This window comes from Sorangium sp. So ce1036 (genome assembly GCF_051369805.1).
In the GTDB taxonomy this organism is placed as follows: Bacteria; Myxococcota_A; Polyangia; order Polyangiales; family Polyangiaceae; genus Sorangium; species Sorangium cellulosum_F.
In genome coordinates, this window is sequence record NZ_JBBMOX010000002.1 from 1,038,007 (window position 1) to 1,059,438 (window position 21,432).

General features: G+C 73.4%; 19 protein-coding genes. 12 read left to right on the top strand and 7 right to left on the bottom strand.

Annotated elements, in window-relative coordinates; all coding sequences use genetic code 11:
- Nucleotides 1–106: 106 nt before the first annotated feature.
- Both WMF31_RS40920 and WMF31_RS40925 read left to right on the top strand, forming a co-directional pair.
- Nucleotides 107–1,477 carry a phenylacetate--CoA ligase family protein gene (locus tag WMF31_RS40920; RefSeq protein WP_436607302.1) on the top strand — a complete coding sequence of 457 codons (1,371 nt, stop codon included), beginning with the start codon at nt 107–109 and terminating at the stop codon, nt 1,475–1,477.
- A complete protein-coding gene (locus WMF31_RS40925) occupies nt 1,474–2,661 on the top strand; it encodes a glycosyltransferase family 4 protein (protein ID WP_436607303.1) in 1,188 nt (395 codons plus the stop codon). Before WMF31_RS40920 ends, WMF31_RS40925 begins: the two co-directional genes overlap by 4 nt.
- Before the next feature lie 19 nt (nt 2,662–2,680).
- Here WMF31_RS40925 and WMF31_RS40930 read toward each other — a convergent pair whose 3' ends face one another.
- Both WMF31_RS40930 and WMF31_RS40935 read right to left on the bottom strand, forming a co-directional pair.
- Nucleotides 2,681–3,259 carry a hypothetical protein gene (locus tag WMF31_RS40930; RefSeq protein WP_436607304.1) on the bottom strand — a complete coding sequence of 193 codons (579 nt, stop codon included), beginning with the start codon at nt 3,257–3,259 and terminating at the stop codon, nt 2,681–2,683.
- 515 nt (nt 3,260–3,774) lie between these two features.
- Entirely contained in the window at nt 3,775–4,989 is a 1,215-nt protein-coding gene (locus tag WMF31_RS40935; RefSeq protein ID WP_436607305.1) for a hypothetical protein, read from the bottom strand.
- 127 nt (nt 4,990–5,116) lie between these two features.
- Between WMF31_RS40935 and WMF31_RS40940 the strand changes: the two genes are divergently transcribed.
- From WMF31_RS40940 to WMF31_RS40960, 5 genes are all read left to right on the top strand, one after another.
- Nucleotides 5,117–6,226, top strand: coding sequence for a hypothetical protein (locus tag WMF31_RS40940; protein ID WP_436607306.1), 1,110 nt, complete (start codon nt 5,117–5,119; stop codon nt 6,224–6,226).
- A 485-nt stretch (nt 6,227–6,711) separates the two neighbouring features.
- Entirely contained in the window at nt 6,712–7,830 is a 1,119-nt protein-coding gene (locus WMF31_RS40945) for an SDR family NAD(P)-dependent oxidoreductase (protein ID WP_436607307.1), read from the top strand.
- Nucleotides 7,827–8,906: an NAD-dependent epimerase/dehydratase family protein gene (locus WMF31_RS40950; RefSeq protein WP_436607308.1), complete on the top strand. Its 1,080-nt coding sequence runs from the start codon at nt 7,827–7,829 to the stop codon at nt 8,904–8,906. The genes WMF31_RS40945 and WMF31_RS40950 overlap by 4 nt, the downstream gene beginning before the upstream one ends.
- A gap of 180 nt (nt 8,907–9,086) precedes the next feature.
- Entirely contained in the window at nt 9,087–10,358 is a 1,272-nt protein-coding gene (locus WMF31_RS40955; protein ID WP_436607309.1) for a CgeB family protein, read from the top strand.
- 186 nt (nt 10,359–10,544) lie between these two features.
- Nucleotides 10,545–11,552, top strand: coding sequence for a UDP-glucuronic acid decarboxylase family protein (locus WMF31_RS40960; protein ID WP_436607310.1), 1,008 nt, complete (start codon nt 10,545–10,547; stop codon nt 11,550–11,552).
- Nucleotides 11,553–11,845: 293 nt separating this feature from the next.
- Here WMF31_RS40960 and WMF31_RS40965 read toward each other — a convergent pair whose 3' ends face one another.
- Together WMF31_RS40965 and WMF31_RS40970 are read right to left on the bottom strand one after the other, a co-directional pair.
- Nucleotides 11,846–12,787, bottom strand: coding sequence for a hypothetical protein (locus WMF31_RS40965; protein ID WP_436607311.1), 942 nt, complete (start codon nt 12,785–12,787; stop codon nt 11,846–11,848).
- 526 nt (nt 12,788–13,313) lie between these two features.
- Nucleotides 13,314–14,243 carry a hypothetical protein gene (locus WMF31_RS40970; protein WP_436607312.1) on the bottom strand — a complete coding sequence of 310 codons (930 nt, stop codon included), beginning with the start codon at nt 14,241–14,243 and terminating at the stop codon, nt 13,314–13,316.
- A gap of 986 nt (nt 14,244–15,229) precedes the next feature.
- On the opposite strand from WMF31_RS40970, the gene WMF31_RS40975 reads away from it, so the two are divergent.
- On the top strand, nt 15,230–15,445 hold the full coding sequence (locus WMF31_RS40975) for a hypothetical protein (protein WP_436607313.1): 216 nt from the start codon (nt 15,230–15,232) through the stop codon (nt 15,443–15,445).
- Between the two features lie 105 nt (nt 15,446–15,550).
- On the opposite strand, the gene vapC is transcribed toward WMF31_RS40975, so the two are convergent.
- Both vapC and WMF31_RS40985 read right to left on the bottom strand, forming a co-directional pair.
- The gene (gene vapC, locus WMF31_RS40980; RefSeq protein WP_129355859.1) at nt 15,551–15,952 is read right to left on the bottom strand and encodes a type II toxin-antitoxin system tRNA(fMet)-specific endonuclease VapC; all 402 of its coding nucleotides are present in this window, start codon (nt 15,950–15,952) and stop codon (nt 15,551–15,553) included.
- Nucleotides 15,949–16,194 (bottom strand): hypothetical protein, encoded by a 246-nt coding sequence (locus WMF31_RS40985; protein ID WP_129355861.1) that lies wholly within the window; start codon nt 16,192–16,194, stop codon nt 15,949–15,951. The genes vapC and WMF31_RS40985 overlap by 4 nt, the downstream gene beginning before the upstream one ends.
- A gap of 166 nt (nt 16,195–16,360) precedes the next feature.
- Here WMF31_RS40985 and WMF31_RS40990 point away from each other — a divergent pair, with 166 nt between their 5' ends.
- Both WMF31_RS40990 and WMF31_RS40995 read left to right on the top strand, forming a co-directional pair.
- On the top strand, nt 16,361–18,076 hold the full coding sequence (locus WMF31_RS40990) for a hypothetical protein (RefSeq protein WP_436607314.1): 1,716 nt from the start codon (nt 16,361–16,363) through the stop codon (nt 18,074–18,076).
- Nucleotides 18,077–18,388: 312 nt separating this feature from the next.
- Nucleotides 18,389–19,219 carry a DUF4328 domain-containing protein gene (locus WMF31_RS40995; protein ID WP_436607315.1) on the top strand — a complete coding sequence of 277 codons (831 nt, stop codon included), beginning with the start codon at nt 18,389–18,391 and terminating at the stop codon, nt 19,217–19,219.
- A gap of 64 nt (nt 19,220–19,283) precedes the next feature.
- Here the strand turns inward: WMF31_RS40995 and WMF31_RS41000 are convergent, their stop codons facing one another.
- Nucleotides 19,284–20,219: a LysR family transcriptional regulator gene (locus WMF31_RS41000; protein WP_436607316.1), complete on the bottom strand. Its 936-nt coding sequence runs from the start codon at nt 20,217–20,219 to the stop codon at nt 19,284–19,286.
- A 110-nt stretch (nt 20,220–20,329) separates the two neighbouring features.
- Here WMF31_RS41000 and WMF31_RS41005 point away from each other — a divergent pair, with 110 nt between their 5' ends.
- Nucleotides 20,330–21,061 carry an SDR family NAD(P)-dependent oxidoreductase gene (locus WMF31_RS41005; RefSeq protein ID WP_436607317.1) on the top strand — a complete coding sequence of 244 codons (732 nt, stop codon included), beginning with the start codon at nt 20,330–20,332 and terminating at the stop codon, nt 21,059–21,061.
- Complete coding sequence (locus WMF31_RS41010) at nt 21,051–21,368, top strand: DUF1330 domain-containing protein (protein WP_436607318.1); 318 nt, start codon at nt 21,051–21,053, stop codon at nt 21,366–21,368. The genes WMF31_RS41005 and WMF31_RS41010 overlap by 11 nt, the downstream gene beginning before the upstream one ends.
- The last annotated feature ends 64 nt before the right edge of the window (nt 21,369–21,432 follow it).

Genomic DNA, 21,432 nt, shown 5'->3' on the forward strand with positions numbered 1-21,432 from the left:
AATCAGCCGACGACTCCGGCGCTCGCCACCCGGTCTTTCCCCTTGGAAGGAGCCTCCCTCCGAGGATAACTTACAGTTCCCACCCTTTCGAGAGGATCCCTTGGCCATGTACGGAGCGCTCTTTCGTCACGTTCTCTTCCCGTTCTATGAAACACGGCTCCGAGGGCGGGCGACACTGGCCCACCTGGATGAGCTCGAGCGCTCCCAGTGGCGGCCGGAGCGCGAGCTCCGCGAGCTCAACTGGCGAAAGATGCAGGAGGCGCTGCGCTTCGCCGAGCAGCACGTGCCCTGGTACCGGCGCCGCTTCGCCGAGTACGGGGTGCGCGCGAAGGACGTCCACGCGCCCGAGGATCTCGCGCGCTTCCCCGTCCTCACCAAGGCCGATCTGCGCAAGAACGGCAACGAGCTGATCGCCGACGGCTGGCACGGCAAGCTCTACAGGAGCGGCACCGGCGGCTCGACCGGGGAGCCGGCGCGGTTCTTCTACGATCACGCCACGTACGAGCGCCGCATCGCCGCGGCCCTGCGCGCCGAGCGCTGGGCGGGCGCCCGGCTCGGCGAGAAGGAGCTCTACATCTGGGGGATCCCGACGATGGAGCCCCGCTGGAAGAAGGCGAAGCGCACGCTGTACGAGACCGTCCTCCGCAGGAAGACGATCAGCGCGTGGGACCTGTCCGAGGCGCGGCTCGCGGGGGTGGTGGACGAGATCTTCCGCTACCAGCCCAACCTCATCGTCGGGTACACGAGCCCGCTCTACTACACCGCCCGCTACGCGCTCGAGGTGGGGCGCAAGCTGCCCTCGCCGCGCGGGATCGTCGCCACGGCGGAGCGGCTCTTCCCCCACCAGCGCGAGATCATCGAGAAGGCGTTCCAGGCGCCGGTGTTCGATCGCTATGGCTGTCGTGAGATGATGCTGATCGGCGCGGAGTGCGAGCGCCACGAGGGCAAGCACCTCAACATGGAGAACGTCTTCGTCGAGATCCAGTGCGGCGACCGGCACGCGAAGCCCGGCGAGCCGGGCGAGATCGTGCTGAGCGACCTCGTGTGCCGGTCGATGCCGCTCATCCGCTACAAGAACGAGGACGTCGTGATCGCGGCCGACAAGCCGTGCTCGTGCGGCCGCGGGCTGCCGCTGCTCGCCTCGGTCGAGGGGCGCGTGCTCGACATGATCGTCGGGCCGGACGGCCAGCTCCTCTCGGCCGTGTTCTTCCCGTACTTCTTCAAGGACAACCCGACGGTCGAGCGCTACCAGGTCCACCAGGACAGGTCGCGGGCGATCACGATCCGGATCGTCCCCGGCGACGGCTACGGGCCGGAGACGTCGCAGGCCATCGAGCGCGATCTGCGCCGGTTCCTCGGCGAGCGGGCGGACATCCGGGTGCAGGTCGTCGACGAGATCCCGGTCACCAAGGGGGGCAAGTTCCGCTTCACCGTCTCCGAGGTGCCCATCGAGTTCGGTCGCGAGGTCGCCGCGTGATCGAGCCCACCGAGGCCCCGCCGGCGCGGAGGGCGGGGCCGCGCGTCGCGCGGAGCGGGCCCGCGAGGGTCGCGCACCTGGTGCTGTCGCTCAACGTGGGCGGGCTCGAGCGCGTGGTGCTCCGGCTGCTGGAGCGGACGGCGCGCGATCGGTTCGCGCCCGTGGTGTGCGCCCTGGAGGAGCCGGGCGCGCTCGCCGAGGAGCTCGCGCGGCTCGACGTGCCGCTGGTCGTCCTCCCGCGCGCGCGCGGCCTGGATCCGGCCCTCACGGTGCGGCTGTCGGCGTGGATGCGGCGCGAGCGGATCCGGCTGGTCCACACGCACAACCCGGGGCCGCACCTGTACGGCGCGCTCGCCGCGGGGCTCGCGCGCGCCGCGAGCCTCCCGGGCGGGGGCGGCCCGCGCGTCGTGCACACGAAGCACGGGCGCAACTACCCCCGGCAGCGGCGGAAGGTGCTGGTCAACCAGGTGGCGTCGGCGCTGACGGACCGGGTGGTCGCGGTCAGCGACGACGCCCGGGCGGTGGCGCTCGAGGTGGAGCGGATCGATCCGGCGAAGGTGGTGACCATCCTGAACGGCGTCGACACGGACGCGTTCCGGCCGGGCGACGCGGCCGCGGCGCGGGCGCGGCTCGGCGTGCCCGCGTCGGGCTACCACGTCGGCTGCGTGGCGCGGCTCGCGCCCGAGAAGGACCACGCGACGCTGCTCACCGCGTTCGCGCGGCTCCGCGGGGCGCGGCCGGACGCGCACCTCACGCTCATCGGCGACGGCGCGCTGCGGCCGGCGCTGGAGGCGCAGGGGGCGGGGCTCGGGCTCGGGGGCGCGGTGACGTTCGCGGGGACGCGCGGCGACGTGGCGGCGCTGCTGCCCGCGTTCGACGTGTTCGCGCTGGCGTCGCTCACGGAGGGGATCTCGCTCACGCTGATCGAGGCGGCCGCGGCGGGGCTGCCGATCGTCGCGACGCGCGTCGGGGGCAACCCGGAGATCGTGCGGGAGGGCGAGACGGGGCTGCTCGTGCCCCCCGGCGCGCCGGAGGGCCTGGCCACGGCGCTCGAGGCGGTGGCCGCCCGGGAGGATCGCGCCGAGATGGGCCTCCGCGGGCGCGCGCGGGTGGTCGAGCGGTTCGGGGTGGACCGGATGGCGCGGGCGTACGAGGACCTCTACGACGAGGTGCTCGGGCAGTAGGGCGGCGGTCCCGGGGCGATCAGGGGTAGTAAGACCACTCGGTCTTCACGTGCATCTTCCGCAGCGCGCTGCCCTCGCGCGCGGTGGCGGCGACGCGGTACTTCGCCCCGGCATCCAGGCCCGTGAACGAGATGGTCGGATAGCCGACCAGACACCCAAAGAGGTCAGTCCAGGCCCCGTGCCTCGTCTCCGTCTGCTGGTGCACCATGACCCCGTTGACCTCCTTGTACAGGTAGACCTCCATCCACAGGCTCTCGCACGCGGCCTCGTTGCCGGGGTAGGCGTCCGCCCACGTCACCTTCGTGAGGAGGTAGCTATTCCCGGGGGGCTTCGGGGTGAACCCCGTCTCATAGTTTGTCACGTCGAGGATCAAGCCCTTGTAGCAGTCGTTGTACGACCGGTTCGAGAGGTAGTCGATCCCGCCGACGAACGTGGCCGTCGGGGGATCGACCCCGCAGGTCACGACGTCGAACGCCTGCTCCGCCTGCGCGACGTCCTCGGGCACGGCGTCGTCTTCCACCTGCGCGGTACACCCCGCGACCGCCGTGGCGGCCATGGAAGCCACGAAAAAGCCCACGATACGGTTGAAGCGAATCATGTCGTCACCTCGAAATTGAACGGTTGGTGAAATCGATAGCTCGGCCCGGGGGCGCTCGGCGAGCTGGTCGTCAAAGCAGACAGGAACATGCGATTGCTTCGAGCGCCTCTCTTCGCTCGCAGGCCGCCGTCCAGCACCTCGCTCCCTGACCTCGCCCGCAACGGAGCAATGCGTGTGCCGACCTGGCGCGGCCGGGCGGGGACCCGATGGACCGCGCGTGCGAGGACCTCCTCGTCGAGGCGCCCGGCGGTTCGTGGCGTGCGTCGACGCGCTTGCCAGGAGGGCGGGGCGCCCCTGGCGGGCGGCGCCGGAGCGTGTCCGTGGCCTGGGCGCCGTGCCGGGGACAGCCGGCGTGACGGCCCTCGCCTCGTCTGTGCCCGTGCCCGTGCCCGTGCCCGCGAATGTGCCAGCGGCCGTGTCCGTGCCAGCGTGCCGTCGCGCGGCGTGCCGCCGCTGGCGTCGTGCGCTGCCCGGCGGCGCCCATCCGCACGTCGCCGGGGCACCCTCGCGCGGTATCAGCCGCTCGGATCGAGCGTCATCCCGACGGTCCACGCGGCGGAGCCCACCTCGTCCCGCACGGTGATTCGCCCCGTCGAGACGTCGAGATCGAGCGCCGGATCGCCCCCGCTCCGGCTCGTGTTCCCGTCGTGGACGCGGACGACCTGGTCGCCCACCACCGTGCACGCGGAGACGCCGGTCGTGCCCGCGCCGTAGAGCATGCGACCGCCGCACTCGAGGCGCGTCAGGCACTTGCCCGGGCGCGCGAGCGGCGAGGCGCGCAGCGTGCACCGCGCGCCGACCTTCACCGGGCTCGGCCCGGTCGCGTCGGTGACGCGCGCGGACGCGCGCAGCGCCCGGCCGGTGGCGTCGAGGAGCGGCTCGCCCTTCACGGGCGCGCTCTGGTAGGGGATCGCGAGCTCCACGCGGTACGCGGGCGCCGCGTCGCGCCAGACGAGGCCCGCCTTGCGCACGCTGTCGAGCGAGATCTCCGCCCTCGCCCCGGCGCGAGCGCCCTTGTCCTCGTACGAGATCGCATAAAGGGTCGTCCCGGGGGCCGGGCCCGAGTCCTCCTCCACGCCGCTGCGGAACATCGACATGCCGCTGAGCTCGTCGCTCGAGCGGTAGATCGGCGTCCCGCGGCAGACGACCTCCAGCCCGGGCACATGGATGTCGTCCCCCGCGCTCGTGAGCGTCGCCTCGATGGTGCACGTCGCGCCCGCCGCGAGGGGCAGGCCCGTGGCGCGCGTGACGGTCGCCTTCCAGGTCGCGCGCGCCGTCCGCAGGGGGCGCTCCGGGGCCGGCGCGGCCGTGGGCTCGGCCTCCGGGGGCTGGGCCGTGGGCTCGGCGTCCGGCGGCGTGATCGAGGGCACGGGGGTCGTGGGCCTGGGGGGCGCGGGGGTGGGCGGGAAGGTCGGCAAGAAGGTGGGCGTCGGCGAGGGGCGCCGGGCGATCAGCAGCACGCCCGCGATCCCGGAACAGACCACCACGCCCAGGAGCGCCACGCGCGGCGCGACCGACGGCCGCCGCGGCCGGCCGCGCACCTCGTCGAGCTCGCGACCGAGCTGGTCGAGCACGCGCCGGGCCTCCGCCATCTGGCGCTCGATCTGCTCGACGCGCGCTGCCCGGTCGTCGTCCCGCTGCGCCTCGAGCTCCTTCCTGGCCGTCGCGAGCTGCTGCTCGAGGCTGTCCACGCGACCCCGCAGCGCGTCCCGTTCGTCGCGGTACCGCATCGACCGAGGATAGCACCGGCGCGCTCGCCCCGGCGCGCCGGCGCGCCGCGAGGGCGCGCCGCGAGGGCGTGGCGCGCCGCGAGGGCGCCTTGACCGGCCGAGGCGCGGCCGGCGTAGAATCCCCCCGATGCTCGCCGTGCACTGCCCGCAATGCGGGCGCCCCGCGCCGGTGTCCCTCGCCAGCCCGGATCTCATGGCCTGCGCGGCGTGCCATCACCGCGGTCCGCCGCCCGGGGACGCGTCGCAGCGCCTGCGCGCCGCGGCACACGCCCTCTTCCAGACCGACGTCCGCCGCCGCCAGCTCTCGGAGGCGCTGCGGCGGATGCTCGCCACGGCGTCGCAACGGCACGCGCGGCTCCTGGTCGTGTTCGCGCTCGCCGCGGTGCCCATCTCCGCGCTCTGCGCGCTCCTCCTGCTCGGGCTGTGGGTCACCCCCGACACCGAGGGCAACCTCGTCGTGGGCGGGATGACCGTGGCGGCGTGGCTCGGCACCGTCGGCACGGGCGCGGCCGTGCTCGCGCTCGTGCGCGGCAGGCAGCGGCGCATCGAGGAGGCGTGCGCGGCGCGCCCGCCGGCCGCCCCGGGCGAGCCGGCCGCGTGCCACGTCTGCGGCGCGCCGCTCGACGGCGGCGGCGCGGGCGCGATCGCGCGCTGCGGCTTCTGCGCGGCCGACAACCTGGTCGCGCCCGCCGTCCTGGCGCGCGCGCGCGCCCGCCAGGTCGTCCTCTTCGCGTCGTTCGAGCAGGCCGTGAGCGCCGAGCTCGCCTCCTTCGACCGGGCGACCTCCGGGGCCGCCGCGTCGGTCGTGGCCATCGCCCTCGTGGTCCCGGTGACCGCGTTCGCCCTCGCCATCGCCGTCACCCTCGCGGGGGAGTCGCGGCGGCTGCCGGTGGACCCGACCGTGCGCTACGCGGCGGTCAGCACCCCGCTCGGGCCGTGCATCGGCAAGCTCACGTCGCTGGCGGATGGCGGCGCCGCGCCGGCGGTTCGGTTCGGCGCGTTCCGGCGGCCGGAGCTGCCCGAGGAGCAGGCGCTCGCGCCGGGCGCCCCGATCGAGGCGGTGTCGCCGGGCTCGCTCGTCGGCCGCGCCGTGACGGCGAAGGCGGGCGCCGGCGTCGTCGAGGAGGTGTTCTCCTCGCCGCTCCGGGGCAACTCCGCCACGGTCCGGCGGAACGACGGGACCTCGTTCACGAGCAGCGTCGCCGGGCTCTGCCTGGACGGCCCTCCAGCGAGGTAGTCCCGGTCCGGCGAGCCGGAGCCGGCCTGTCGCCGCCGCGCTGTCGCCGCCGCGCTGTCGCCGCCGCGCTGTCCCCCGCGCCCCCGCGCATCTCCGCTCCTTTCCGCCCCGCGCCGAGCCCGCTCACCCCTCCTCGCCGGTGTCCCGGGCCGCGCTCATGGCCTCTCGCACATCGATTCTCCTGCCCAGGACCCTTTGCGGCACATCGCCTCTGCACCCCGCGTCCGGCGGCTCCGTACGCGCCGACGGCGCGCGTCGCGCGCGATCTCGGCCCGATGGACAAAGCGCCCCTGATCGGTTTGCGGGTCTCCGGACCGCATGTTAATCGGTGTCCCCGCAGGGATTTCCGCGCAGCGAGGCGCGGACCGGGGGGAAACATCGCGCGGCCGGCGAGCGGTCTGCCCGCGGCGCCGTCCTGCGTTCCCCGGTCCCGAGGTGCTCTCTCGCGCCGCCCGCTGCCTGTCCAGATCGGAACGGAGCAAGATATGCCTGATCATGTCCTCATCACGGGGGGAGCCGGCTTCATCGGCTCCCACCTGGCCGACGCGCTGCTCCGCGCAGGGCACCGCGTCCGCGTGCTCGACGCCCTCGTGCCCCAGGTCCACGGCCCGGCGCGGCGGCGCCCGGCCCACCTCGATCCCGCCGTCGAGCTCCTCGCCGGCGATGTCCGCGACCGCGAGGCGGTGCGGCGCGCCCTCCAGGGCGTCGACGCGGTCGTCCACCTCGCCGCCGCGGTCGGGATCGGACAGAGCATGTACCGCGTCGAGCGGTACACGTCCGTCAACACGGTCGGCACCGCCGTGCTCCTGGAAGCGCTGGCGGAGCAGCCCGTGCGGAGGCTCGTCATCGCCTCCAGCATGAGCATCTATGGCGAAGGGCTCTATCGCCGCGCGAGCGGCGAGCCGGTCGAGCCGCCGAGCCGGCCCGTCGAGCAGCTCCGGCGCGGCGCCTGGGAGCTCTGCGCGCCCGACGGCGAGCCGCTCGTCCCGGCGCCGACGCCCGAGCACAAGACGCCTGTCATCGAGTCGGTCTACGCGCTCTCCAAGCACGATCAAGAGCGGCTCTGCCACATCGCCGGCCGCGCCTACGGGATCCCGACCGTCGCGCTCCGGCTCTTCAACGTCTACGGCCCGCGTCAGGCGCTCTCCAACCCCTACGCGGGGGTGCTCGCCAGCTTCGCCGCGCGCCTGCTCAACGACCGCCCGCCGCTCCTCTTCGAGGACGGCCTCCAGCAGCGCGACTTCGTGAGCGTGCACGACGTCGTGGCGGCCTGCCTCCGGGCGCTTGCCGAGGACGCCGCCGCCGGCCGGGCGCTCAACGTCGGCGGCGGCCGCCCGCGCTCGATCCGCGACGCGGCGAGCGTGCTCTGCCTGGCGCTGGGGAAGCACACGATCGAGCCCGAGATCACCGGCCGCTGCCGCGTGGGAGACGTCCGCCACTGCTTCGCCGACCTCGGGGAGGCGCGGCGCGTCCTCGGGTACGAGCCGGCGGTGCCGTTCGAGCGCGGGGTCGCCGAGCTCGCCGGCTGGATCGAGGGGCAGCTCGCGCGCGACGGCGCCGCCCAGGCGCGCGCCGAGCTCGAGGCGCGGGGGCTCTCGCTGTGAGCGCGCCGGTCCTCATCACCGGCGGGGCCGGCTTCATCGGCGCTCACCTCGCCGATCGGCTGCTCCGCGGCGGGCAGCCGGTCCTCCTCTTCGACAACCTCTCGCGCGCGTTCGTCGAGCGCAACGTCGAGCTCCTCCGGGGGCGCCACGGCGCCCGCGTGGAGCTGTGGGTGAGCGACGTCCGCGACGAGGTGGCCGTCGGCGACGCCGTGCGGCGCGCGTCGTTCGTGTTCCACCTCGCCGCGCAGGCCGCCGTCACCCGGAGCGTGTCGGATCCGGCGCTCGACTTCGAGGTGAACGCGCGCGGCACCTTCAACGTGCTCGAGGCGCTCCGGAGGCTCGACCGGCCGCCGCCGCTGCTGTTCGCCTCCACCAGCAAGGTCTATGGCGCGCTGCCCGACGTCGCCCTCGAGGCGGACGGCGACCGCTACCAGCCCCGCTGCGAGCGCCTGCGCGAGCACGGCATCTCCGAGGAGCAGCCGCTCGATCTCCGGAGCCCTCACGGCTGCTCCAGGGGCGCCGCGGACCAGTACGTCCTCGATTACGCCCGCACCTTCGGGCTCGACGCCGCGGCGCTCCGGATGAGCTGCGTCTACGGTCCGCGGCAGTTCGGCAACGAGGAGCAGGGGTGGATCGCCCACTTCGTCGCGCGCGCGCTCCGCGGGGACCCGATCACCCTGTACGGCGACGGGCTGCAGGTCCGGGACGCGCTGTTCATCGACGATCTCGTCGACGCGCTGCTCCTCGCGCGGCGGGAGATCCGGCGGGCGTCGGGCCGCGCCTTCAACCTCGGCGGCGGGCCGGCGAGGGCGGCGAGCCTGCTCGAGCTGCTCGACCTCATCGCCGAGCTGTCGGGCCGCCGCCCGGCCGTCTCGCTCGCGCCGTGGCGGCCGGGCGATCCGCGGTACTACGTCTCCGACTGCCGCGCCTTCCAGGCGCTCACCGGCTGGGCGCCGCGCGTGGGCCTGCGCGACGGGCTGCGCGCGCTCCACGCGTGGCGCCTCGGCGTGGAGGAGCGGCTCGGGGCCGTCTACGCGGGCGATACGCTGGCCCCGCCGCTCGAGGTCGCCTCGTGACGGGGCGGGGGCGCGGCGGGGCGCGGCGGCCTCGCCCCGTGAGGGGGCGGGGGCGCGGCCGGGCGCGGCCGCCTCGCGGGCGCGTGGCGCGGCCTGACCGGCCCCGGCGCCCGGCGCCCCGTCGCTCCGGAGCGCATTCCGCACTTCCGATACTTCACCGCTCACCGCTTGAGAGACCTCATGAGAATCGCCCTCTTCTGCCATTCGCTGCTCTCGGACTGGAATCACGGCAACGCGCACTTCCTCCGCGGGATCGTCGCGGAGCTCGACGCGCGCGGCCACGACGTCTTCGTCTTCGAGCCCGAGGACGCCTGGAGCGCCCGCCACCTCGTCGCCGCCCACGGGCCGGCCGCGCTGCTCGGGGTCGTCGCCGCCTATCCCCGCCTCTCGCCGCGGCGGTACGCGCTCGCCACGCTGGATCTCGACGCCGCGCTCGAGGGCATCGACGTGGTGATCGTCCATGAATGGAACGATCCCGAGCTCGTGCGGCGGCTCGGCGAGCACCGCGCGCGGACCGATCGCTACCACCTGCTCTTCCACGACACCCATCACCGGCTGATCACCGATCCTGCCGCGATCCTCCGGCGCGATCTCGCGCAGTACGACTGCGTGCTCGCGGCCGGGAGGAGCCTCTGCGATCTCTACCTCACCCGCGGCTTCGCGCGGCGCGCCGTGGTGTGGCACGAGGCCGCGGACGTGCGCCGCTTCCGGCCGCTGCCGGGGGTCGAGAAGGAGCGCGATCTCGTGTGGATCGGCAACTGGGGCGACGGCGAGCGGACGGCGGAGCTGTACGAGTTCCTGATCCGGCCCGTGAAGGCGCTCGGGCTGCGCGCGCGGGTGCACGGGGTGAGCTACCCGGAGCGCGTGCTCGCGGCGTTCGCGGACGCCGGGATCGAGTACGCCGGCTGGCTCCCCAACCCCCTCGTCCCCGACGCGCTCGCGCGGGCGCGCGTCACGGTGCACATCCCGCGGCGGCCGTACACGGCGCTCCTGCCCGGGGTGCCCACGATCCGGCCGTTCGAGGCGCTCGCCTGCGGCATCCCGCTCGTGAGCGCGCCGTGGAGCGACGTGGAGCGGCTCTTCTCGCCCGGCCGCGACTACCTGGTCGCGCGCAATGCGGAGGAGATGACGGCGCACCTCGGCGCGCTGCTCGCGAACGACGATTTTGCGCGCAGCGTGGCCGAGCAGGGGCGCCGGACGGTGCTCGCGCGGCACACGTGCGCGCATCGGGTGGACGCGCTCCTCGATCTGGCCGACGAGCTCTTGTTGCCGCCGTCCCTCTGGCCGCCGTCGTTCCGGATCCTGGACGGCGACGGCCTGATCCTGGACGGCGACGGCGGGAGCCTGGACGGCGACGGCCACGGAGAGGGCGAGGACGTGCTGGAGCGGGACGGCGCGCCGTCGGGGGTTCGGCTCTGCGATCCCGCGCAACCCCGGAGCCCGCTCGCATGAGGCCCTGGCCCGAGGCGCCCGTCGGGGGGCGGGCGAGCCTCGCCGTCGCGGGCGCGCGGCGCCCTGGGGGCGTCGATTGGCTTGCGAACGCACCGCAAACCGAGCAGGTTCCGCCGGGCGCGCATCGAAGCTTTCACAGCGTCCAGCGGTTCACGCGCGACGTGACGCGGGAACGGAGGTGTTCCGATGGTTGACGCGAACGGGAGATCGGTGGGGAGGAGCATGCGTATCCTGGTGACGGGGGGCGCCGGATTCGTGGGCTCGCACCTGTGCGAGCGGCTCCTCGCGGACGGCCACGAGGTCATCGCGCTCGACGACTTCTCGACCGGCTCGCCGGCCAACGTGGCGCATCTGATGCGCAACAACCGCTTCTACCTGGTCGAGCACGACGTGACGACGCCGTTCGATTACGAGATCGACCGGATCTACAACCTCGCCTCGCCCGCGAGCCCGGCGCGTTACCAGGAGGATCCGGTCCGGACGACGATCACGAACGTGATGGGCACGCTGCACGCGCTGGAGTGCGCCGAGCGGCACGGCGCGCGGCTGTTGCAGGCGTCGACGAGCGAGGTGTACGGCGATCCGGAGGTGCACCCGCAGCCGGAGGGCTATTTCGGGCGGGTGAACCCGGTCGGTGCGCGCGCCTGTTACGACGAGGGCAAGCGATGCGCGGAGTCGCTGGTGATGGACTTCCACCGTCAGGGGCGGGCGTCGGGGCGGATCGCGCGGATCTTCAACACGTACGGGCCGCGGATGGCGATCGACGACGGGAGGGTGGTGAGCAACTTCATCGTGCAGGCGCTGCGGGGGGAGGAGATCACGGTGTACGGGAGCGGGTCGCAGACGCGGAGCTTCTGTTACGTGGACGATCTGGTGGAGGGGTGCGTGCGGCTGATGGAGCACCCGGTGGCGGTGGGGCCGGTGAACCTGGGCAATCCGGCGGAGGTGACGGTGCTGGAGCTGGCGCAGGAGGTGTTGCGGCTGACGGGGAGCGCGAGCCGGCTCGCGTTCAGGCCGCTGCCGGAGGACGATCCGAAGCAGCGGCGGCCCGTGATCGAGACGGCGCGGCGGGTGCTGGGGTTCGAGCCGCGGGTGGCGCTGCGGCAGGGGCTGTACGCGACGATCCAGAGCTTCCGGGCTGCGCTCGCGGCGGCGGGGGAGGGGGAGCGGAGGGAGACGGCGATGGCGAGCTGAGGCGGGGCGCGATCAGGGCACGATCCCCGCCTCCCCCCGCGCCCACCAACGTGGTCGTGGACGTCTGAGCGTCCGTCGCATCTCGCATAACATTGCGAAATTACTCGAATTTTAGAGCTTTCGGCGGCGGGGGAGGGGAAGCGAAGGGGGAGACGGCGATGGCGAGCTGAAGCGGGGACGGGAGGACGGGGCAGGGGAGGAAAGGGAGAGGGCGAGAGCGAGAGCGCAACGCGAGGACGCGGACGTGAGGGAGCCGCCGTGCAGCTCGCCGGTGCCGTGCCGTGCGGTGTGCGCTACGCCAGCGCTTCCTCGGCGCTCGATGCGGTCACGGCCTGCTCATACCACCGACGCAAGGTGGTCAGGTCGGAACAGCCGGCGATCTGCGCCTCCAGCGTCGCAGTCAGCGCGAGCCCGCGCCGCGTCAGCACTTTGCGCAACGCCTCGCGCGCCTCGGTGAGCTGACCCTCCTCGATGAGCTGCTTCTTCACGTCCGGGCTGTGGGCGAGCAAGGTCTGCAAGATTTCTTGCCGCCGCGCCTCGACCTCGGGATCGTCGGAGCGAGCGAACCGTTGCTCCAGTTCTTCGCGCGTCCACGGTGACATCGGCATGTACTGTAGCATGTAGAACACCCAATCGGCTTTCCGCCGCGGAGCGACCCACCGGGCAAACTCGTCCAGGGCGCGCCCCGAGCGCGCGACCAGGAAAGGGACGAGCTCGTCGCGCAAGGGCAGCTCGTTGGCGGCGATCCACAGAAACTGAAATGGCGAGGGCCCGACGCGGTAACACCCGGGGGAGAAGCTCTCGAGCACGCGCACGCCGCGGAGCCAGGCGGGCAGGTGGGGGGCGACGAACCAGAGGGGCTGCTCGCCCATCCAGGGCGGGTCGCGCTCCTCGACGCGCTCGACCTCGCGCGCCTGTCGTCGGAGCAGTGCGCGCTTGACCTGCACGACGTCGACGTGGTCGCCGGCCATCTTGAGCTCGACGAGGGCCTCGTCATGCTCCCGGGCCTCGGGCCAGGGAGCGGCGAGCGAGGTGAGGCCATCGGGCCGCAGGACCCGGAGGTAGCCGTCGGCCTGTACGCGCTCGAGGCGGACCTCCGGGGCGTCGTGCCAGGCGGCTGCGCCGCGGGTGACGCGCGCGGTCTCCTCGGCGAAGGTCACCTTCGCGAACCGATCGAGCTTGCCCACGCGGGTGTGATACCAGCGCTCCTGGAAGAGCGCACTTGAAATAGGCACTCTGAGCGATGGAAATAGAGGCATCAATTCGGCAGATTGTGCGTAATTGCGTGGAGCTTCGTGCTCTGATCACAGGAACGTGTACGCTCGCTCTCGGGCGGCTGGCCGGCTGACGCGCTCCCTCGCGCGTCATCGGCTCACGCGACACGACGGAGCGCCGCAGAGCGGGCGCGCGGGAGTCTCGCGAGGCTCTTGGACAGGGCTCGGTGCTACCCGTGCTCCGATCCACGCCGCGCTGGTCCGGAGCGGCGCCCTGCGGCGAGCTCGACCCCGCGTCGTCATCCTGCATGATCATCCGCGGGAAGTAGTGCCCGGGACTTCCAATCCCAGAGGAGCTCACCTCCCTGAGTGATCTTCTCCAGAAGGGCCGTTATGAGAGGGGAGGGCGTGGACAAGTGCCTGGATCGAGTCTTCACCGGACGAGGAGCCACGCTGCTCCTCGCCCCGCGGACCGATGATTTCGGAGGGCGTCGGAGGCCGTGAGCACCGGTCTCCGTTCTCCGTCCGCCGTCCCGCGAGAGCGAGGCTAGGCGAGCGCTTCCTCGGCGCTCGCTGCGGTCACAGCCTGGTCGTGCCATCGCTCCAGGGTGGCCAGATCGGAGCAGCCGTCGATCTGAGCCTCCAGCGCGGAGGTCAGCGCGAGCCCGCGCCGCGCGAGCACCCTGCGCAACGCGGCGCGTGCTTCGATGAGCTGGCCCCTCTCTGTTCCTTGCTGGAGACCCTTCTCAACCCCCTGCTCGATGAGCCGCTCCTTCACGTCCGGGCTGTGAGCGAGCAAGGTCTGCAAGATTTCTTGCCGTCGAGCCTCGACCTCGGGATCGTCGGAGCGAGCGAACCGTTGCTCCAGTTCTTCGCGCGTCCACGGTGACATCGGCATGTACTGTAGCATGTAGAACACCCATTCGGCTTTCCGCCGCGGAGCGACCCACCGGGCAAACTCGTCGAGGGGGCGCCCCGAGCGGGCAACCAGGAAAGGGACGAGCTCGTCGCGCAAGGGCAGCTCGTTGGCGGCGATCCACAGGAACTGAAATGGCGAGGGCCCGACGCGGTAACAGCCGGGCGAGAAGCTCTCGAGCACGCGCACGCCGCGGAGCCATGCGGGCAGGTGGGGAGCGACGAACCAGAGGGGCTGCTCGCCCATCCAGGGCGGGTCGCGCTCCTCGACGCGCTCGACCTCGCGCGCCTGCCGGCGAAGCAGTGCGCGCTTGACCTGCACGACGTCGACGTGGTCGCCGGCCATCTTGAGCTCGACGAGAGCCTCGTCGTGCTCCCTGGCCTCGGGCCAGGGGGCGGCAAGCGAGGCGAGCTCCTCGGGCCGCAGGACCCGGAGGTAGCCGTCGGCCTGCACGCGCTCGAGGCGGACCTCGGGTGCGTCGTGCCAGGCGGCTGCGCCGCGGGTGACGCGCGCGGTCTCCTCGGCGAAGGTCACCTTCGCGAACCGATCGAGCTTGCCCACGCGGGTGTGATACCAGCGCTCGTGGAGGAGCGCACTTGAAATAGGCACTCTGTTTGGCGGAAATAGAGGCCTCAATTCGGCAGATGGCGCGTAATTGCGTGGGGCTTCATGCTCTGATCACAGGGAACGTGCGCGCACGCTTGGGGGCGGCTGGCGCTGGCTGGCGCGCTCCATCCTGGCGAGCAGCTCGCGCGACCCGACGGAGCGGCCGCGGAGCGTCCAGGAGCGGCGCGATGGCCGCGTATGCTGGGTCAGCGCCGTCGATGCGGCGAACCGACCGCGCGAGGGGGGCATCGCGGCGTGCTCGGCGAGGCAGGCTGCGGAGAGGACGCAGTCCGGGGGCGCAGCAGGGGGTGAGCCTGGTCACGCGCCGTGGTGGACAGCGCCTGCGCGGGGGCTGTAGGAGAGGACATGGCGAAGCGGCAGCGCGCGGCATGAATGTGGGCGGCGTGGGCTTTCACGGCCGGCGGGTGTGGAGCGCTCGTGGGGCTGGAAGACGGCTGTTACCTGCGGGAAGGAAGCGGGGGGGTCGGGGCCGGAGGCGACGGTGGAGGCACCGCGAGCGGTACCGGGGGGAATGGCGGAGCTGGCGGAGGGGAGGCCAGCGGAGGCGGGACCGGCGTCGGAGACGGCGCGGGCGCTGGAGATGCGGCCGGTGGCGGGGGTGGTGGCGGTGGCGAAGAGTGCACGCCAGGCGGAGCGGAGTGCGTCGGGCAGACGTGCGTGGAGGGGAAGTGCACCGGAGAATGCGTCTCTGACGAGGCGCGCTGCTCGGGGAATCGACCGCAGCGGTGCAATGAGGGCGGGGCGTGGGAGGACGCCGAGGAGTGCGTTGGGCAGACGTGTGTGGAGGGGAAGTGCAGCGGAGAGTGCGGACCGGCGGAGTCGCGCTGTCTGGAGAACCGGCCGCAGCGATGTGATGAGCGCGGAGCCTGGGAGGACGCGGAGCCGTGCGCTGCGGCGGCGCCTGTGTGCAGCGGAGGGGCGTGCACGACGCCGCCAACAGCGCGCACGCGATGGCCCGGGTGAGCACCATCGCCTTCGGCGTGGGCCTGGCCGGGCTCGGCGCGGCGGCGGTGCTGCTGTGGACCGAGCCAGAGCAGGCCGGCGCAGCGACCGGCGCGCGTCCGAGGTGGCTCAGCGCCGGCGTGCTGGAGGCGGGGCCGGCGGGGGCGATCCTCGGCGCCAAAGGCAGCTTCTGACGAACGCCACCGCGCCCCTCGACGGGGCGCGGCCGCCTCCTCGAGAGGCGCGGCGCGCGCCCCGAGAGGCGCGGTGCGCGCCCCGCACCGGCCCTGGACGACGGCTCACGATTCCCAGTTCTCGATGCGGAGCCCGGGCACCCGCCCGAACTCTCTCTCGTTCCCGGTCACCAGCGTGAGGCCATGCGCGAGCGCCGTGGCGGCAATCAGAAGATCATTGGGGCCGATCGGCGTCCCTCGAGTCTCCAGCTCTGCCCGCACTCGCCCGTAGATCTCCGCGGCTACATCGTCGAAGCTGAGGCAGAGCAAGGGAGCGAAGAACGCCTTGAGCTTCTCGAGGTTCTGCTCTGTCCTGACGCTCTTGTGCGCGCCGTAGCAGAGCTCTGCCCTGACGACAGAGCACAGGACGACATCGGAGACGGAGAGTGTTCTCAGCCGTGCCGTGATCCTCGGCGAGCGGCCCGTCAGATGGCCGATGCACGCGTTGGTATCCAGCAGGAACTTCACGGAAGCGCCTCACGCGCTTCATATTCCCCCTGCGGGTGCCTCACGAAGGACGGATCCTCGATGGTCCCAGCCGTGCGCTCGAACCAGCCGGGCGGCCAGCCGTGTGCATCCGGTGTGTCGTCGCCGTCGACCTCTTGCCACACGATCACGATCTCCACGCGGCGGCGTGGCAGGCCGATCGGCACGGCGACATGAGCCGTGCCGCGCTCGTCACTCTCGCAAACCGTGCGTACCGTGTTCATCGATCTCCAACCTCCTCGGCGATCGTACCGCACGCGGCCGGCGCGCAGGGCACCGTGTACCATGCCACGTGCGGGCGGGGCACTGCCGGCCGCGCTGCGACGGGCCTTCGGTCAGCAAGCAGCCTCATCGGTTGACGGCGGATGCCACCGGGCGCATGGGATTCCCATGAATCCAGGCTTCGTTCGGGCCGCATTGCTCCGCGGTTCCGCCGCGGCCGCCCTGCTCGGCGCCGCCTCCACGACCGTCGCTGCGTGCTCACCCGCCGACCGTGACTTCCAGAACGCCGGCGGCGCTGCATCGACCGGCGCCGCGCCGGGTCCGGGCAACGCCGGTGGCTCGGGCACGGGCGCCTCGGGCAGCGCGGGCTCGGGCGCCGGCGGCTCGGGCGTTGCCGGCTCGGGCGGCGCTGGCGGTCCGGACAGCGCGGGCTCGGGCGGCTCGAGCGGTGCCGGCAGCTCGGGCGGCGCCGGCTCGGACAGCGCCGCCTCGGGCGCCGGTGGCGCCGGCGGCGCCGGCGGCGCGGAAGGTTGCGACAGCGCGCGTTCGCCCGCCGAGGACGCCTGCGTGCTCGACGACGCCCTGGGCATCTTCGTCGCCGCCTCGGGCAACGACCTCAACCCCGGCACCCGGGCCGCGCCGGTGAAGACGCTCAACAAGGCGATCGCGCTCGCCGCGCAGGCCACGCGCCGCGTGTACGCGTGCGCCGAGGCGTTCAACGAGCCCGTCGTCGTCTCGCCGGGCGTGGAGCTCTTCGGCGGGCTCGATTGCGAGGACGGCTGGCGCTGGATCGGCGATCAAGCAAAGACGACGGTCGCCACCGAGCCCGGCGTCGTGGCGGCGGTGCTGCGCGGCGGCGAGGGGGTCACGCGGATCGAGGACTTCTGGTTCCAGGCCGCGCCCGCAACGCAGCCCGGCGGGTCGTCCATCGCCGTCCTGGCCGACGGCGCCACGGCCGAGCTCACCCGATGCGTCCTGGTCGCGGGCGACGGCGCGGCCGGCGCCGCCCCGCGCGAGCGCCCGGCGGCGCCCTCGGGCGCGGACGGCGCGGCGGGGGCGGCTGCGTGCCTCGCCCTCGCCGCGATCGCGCCTCCCACGGCGAACGCGGCCTGCCCGGCCTCGATCGGCGGCGCGGGCGGTGAAACGACGGCCGGCGCCGGCCTGCCGGGGGCGGTCGGCCTGCCGCCCCTCGTCGGAGGCGGCGCCGGCCTGGCCGGCTGCGGGGCTGGAGCACCGGGCGCGGACGGCGCGCCGGGCGCTCCAGGCGCCGGCGGGATGGGCCTGGGTCGCCTCACCGCGGCGGGCTATGCGGGGCCGGCCGGGATGCCCGGCGAGCCCGGGACGCCGGGCCAGGGCGGAGGCGGCGGCGGGAGCGCCCCGGGTGGGGTCTGCCTCAACCCGCTCCTGGGCACGGCGGGCGCGGGCGGCGGGAGCGGCGGCGCCGGAGGCTGCGGCGGCGCGGGCGGCGCCGGCGGACAGCCAGGCGGATCGAGCCTCGGTCTCGCGAGCCTGGGCGCGGCGCTGACGCTCACGGACGTGCGCATCACGGCGGGCAACGGCGGCCCTGGCGGCGCGGGGGCCGACGGCCAGCGTGGCGGAGCGGGCGGCGCCGGCGGTCCCGGAGGACCTGCGCGCGGCGGGCTGAGGGCCGCCTGCCCGGGCGGCCCCGGCGGGGCCGGCGGCGCCGGCGGCCCCGGGGGAGGCGGGGCCGGCGGCTCCTCCTTCGGGATCGCCCACGTCGGCGCGATTCCAAGGCAGATCCGCGGCGTGAGCATCCAGGTGGGAATGCCCGGTCCCGGCGGGCCCGGCGGCGACGCCAGCGAAGGGGACAATGCGGGGGCGAGCGGCGTCGCCGCGCTGGTGCAGCAAGTCCGTGGCGGCTGACGGGCGCGAGGCGTGCTGCGTCGAGGATCGGGGATGTGCCTGTGTGGCCGAGCGCGCGAGCGGCGGATCCCCTGATCCTCTGACCACCAGATCCCCTGACCCCCTGATCGCCTGACCCCCTGACCTCCTGATCGCCTGACCCCCTGGATCCGTCACGCATTCTTCACGCCTCCCTCCTCCCCGCGACATCGCTGCTCTCCTGTCTCATCACCGCATGACCCGCGCGCCTCGCGCTCACGCCCATGACGTCTCGCGCCGCGCCTCCGGCGCTCCCCTTGCGACGCCTCGTGTCGCGCTGATAGCCTCCTCCGGATGAGGGGCTGGGACGAGGCACGGGAAGGGTGGGACCGTGATGTCCGCGTCGCGCGCGCGCGAGCGCGCGTGGCCATCGTCGCGCTGAGCGCGATGGCGGCGCTGTCTGGCTTCGCGGGCCTGGTCGGCGCGTGGCACATCGTGCTGCTCCGCCTGACGGACGTCCCGGCGCCGACGTGGGCGCTCGCCAATACCCTCCGTGAGATCGGGGGCCTGAGCGAGCTCGTGCTCGTTCCCGTGACGGGCGTGCTGTTCCTGCGCTGGCTCTCCAGGGCCGTGGCCGTGACCGACGCGCTCGGGATCGATCGCGGCCTCCCCTGGACTCCGTTCCAGGCCGTCACCGCCTTCTTCATCCCCTTCCTCAACCTGGTACGCCCGTACAGCCTGCTGCGCGACCTGCACGACCACCTCGCCCCGGACGGCGTGCCCGAGCCTGCGCCGCGCCCGCTCCTGGATGGCGCGGGCGGCTACCGGCGCGTCGAGATGGTCCACGCCCCGCGGGCCGGCGCCGTGCACCATGGCGCCATCGGGGCGTGGTGGGGGCTTTACCTCGCGAGCGGCTGGCTCGCCTGGCTCGCCTCGCGCATGCGCGACCATACCGTGGCGGAGTTCATCCAGGCGCGGGCCGTCTTCATTGCGTCGGACGTGGTCTCCATCCTCGCCGCGCTGCTCGCGGTGCTCATGGTGCGGGCGATCGACAGCCGCCTCGCGGAGCGGCACCGCCGGACGCGGCACGCCTCCGACGAGGAGCTCGACGGCCGCCTCGTCGAGCGCGATCGCCGCCTGCGCGAGGACTTCGCGAAGCTCCCCGGCCTGGGCTCGCTCCAGTAGGCCCGCGCGCCCGAAGGTCTCTCTCTGCGCGATGGCGAGGGGGGTTGAGCCCGACCCTCGTGCCTCAGCCTTTCCTCCGCCGGCGCCGGGCCTCCCCGGCCGCTGCCGGCGCCCCGGCGTCGCGGCCGCCGCGCCGCAGCGCCTCCCAGAGCGCCTGCGCGACCACGCCGTGCGGGCGGTCGCGGCGGCGTATCACGAACAGCTCCATGACGTCGGCCTCGAACTCGGGGACCTGCAACGCCACGAGCTCGCCTGACGCGAGCGCGTCGGCGGCCACGTGCTCGGGCAGCCCGCCCCAGCCCATGCCCGCGAGGATGACCTCCTTCTTCGCCGCGACGTCGGTGACCGTCCAGCGCAGGCCGCCCTCCAGCACGTTCAGCGACGGCGAGGCGCCCCCCCTGGCGCTGTCGCGCAGGACGATCTGCGCGTGCGCCCGCAGCAGCGCCGGCGGGATCGGCGTGCCGCAGGTGGCCACCGGGTGATCGAAGCGCGCCACCGGGAGCACCCGCACGTCGCAGAAGCGCGCGGCCTCCACCTCGGACGCGTCGATCCCGAGCCTCGTGGCGACGGCGAGATCGGCGCGGCGCTCCCGCAGCGCGTCGGCGGCGCCCGCCAGCCGCTCGGTGCCGAGCTCGAGGCGCACCGAGGGATAACGCGCCTGCACCCCGCGGAAGACGTCCATGATCGGCCCGAGCGGCGTCACGGCATCGACGGCGAGCCGCACGATCGGCTCCACCTTGCCCGAGAGCCGCATGCCGAAGCTCCGCAGCGCCTCGGTGCCCTCGACGACGACCGACGCGCGCTCGTGGAACAAACGGCCGGCGTCGGTGAGCGTGGCGCGGTACTCGCGGCGATCGAACAGCTCGACCCCCAGCTCGCTCTCCAGGTTGCGCACCAGCTTGCTCACCGCCGGCTGGGACTTGTGCAGCCGCGCAGAGGCGGCGCTGAACGAGCCCTCGCCCGCGACGGCGAGGAAGGCGATGAGCTGATCGTAGGTCATGGCGGCGCGCGCAGGGTCCAGAACGGGAGGTTATAAAGTCCATAGAAATATACCAATTTCTTGATCGGGCGCGCGGTCCTAGGTTGCTTACCAGAAAGGAACGACACCCCATGTCCAACCGAATCGATCGCGTCGTCATCACCGGCGCCAGCAGCGGTATCGGCCTCGATCTCGCGAGGCGCTTTCTGGCCGAAGGATCGCGCCTCATCGTGAACGGGCGCGATCCGGAGAAGCTCGAGCGGGCGCGGCGGAGCCTGGAGGGCGGCGCGCGCGTCGTCGCCGTGCCGGGCCACGTGGGCGACAGGGCCACGGCGCGGGCGGTGGCCGCCGCCGCGCAGGAGCACCTCGGCGGCGTCGATGTGCTGATCAACAACGCCGGGATCTTCGGCGTGAAGCCGTTCCTCGAGAGCACGGAGGAGGATCTGGAGCGGTTCTTCACCACCAACCTGAAAGGGACGTTCCTGATGACGCAGGCCGTGGTGCCGATGATGATCGAGGGCGGCGGGGGATCGATCCTCAATGTCGGCACGGTGCTCGTCCAGCAGGCCATGACGGGGATGCCGGCCTCGGCCGCCATGGCCAGCAAGGGCGGCGTCCACGCGCTCACCGTGTCGCTCGCGGCCGAGCTCGCCCGCCACAATATCCGCGTGAACACGCTGGCGCCCGGCATCATCCGCACACCGCTCATCGGCGAAGGCGCCGATTCGATGGCCTCGATCCACCCGCTGCGGCGCATCGGCGAGGTGCGGGACACGACGGACGCGGCGCTGTTCCTGGCCAGAGCCGGCTTCGTGACCGGCACGACGCTCGACGTGGATGGAGGCTACTCCCATGGGCGCTGAGGGGCGAAAGCACGTGCTCCTGATGGGGCTCCAGGTGACGGACGAGGCGACCTACGCCGGCTACCGCGCCCGCATGACGCCGATCCTGTCGTCCTACGGCGGCGCCTTCGGCCACGATTTCATCGTGGCGCGCGTGCTCAAGGGCGACGCGCGCATCAACCGCGTCTTCACGATCCTGTTCCCCGACCGCGCGGCGCGGGAGCGGTTCTTCGCCGATCCGGAGTACCGCGCCGCGCGCGCCGAGCTCTTCGAGCCTTCGGTCTCGACGGCGATTGTGCTCGGCGAGCTCGAAGCGGAGGTGGCGTGAGCCGTCCCGCGCGACACGATGACAGGCGCGCCGCGCGGCGCGCGTGAGCGTCTCGGAGCGAGCG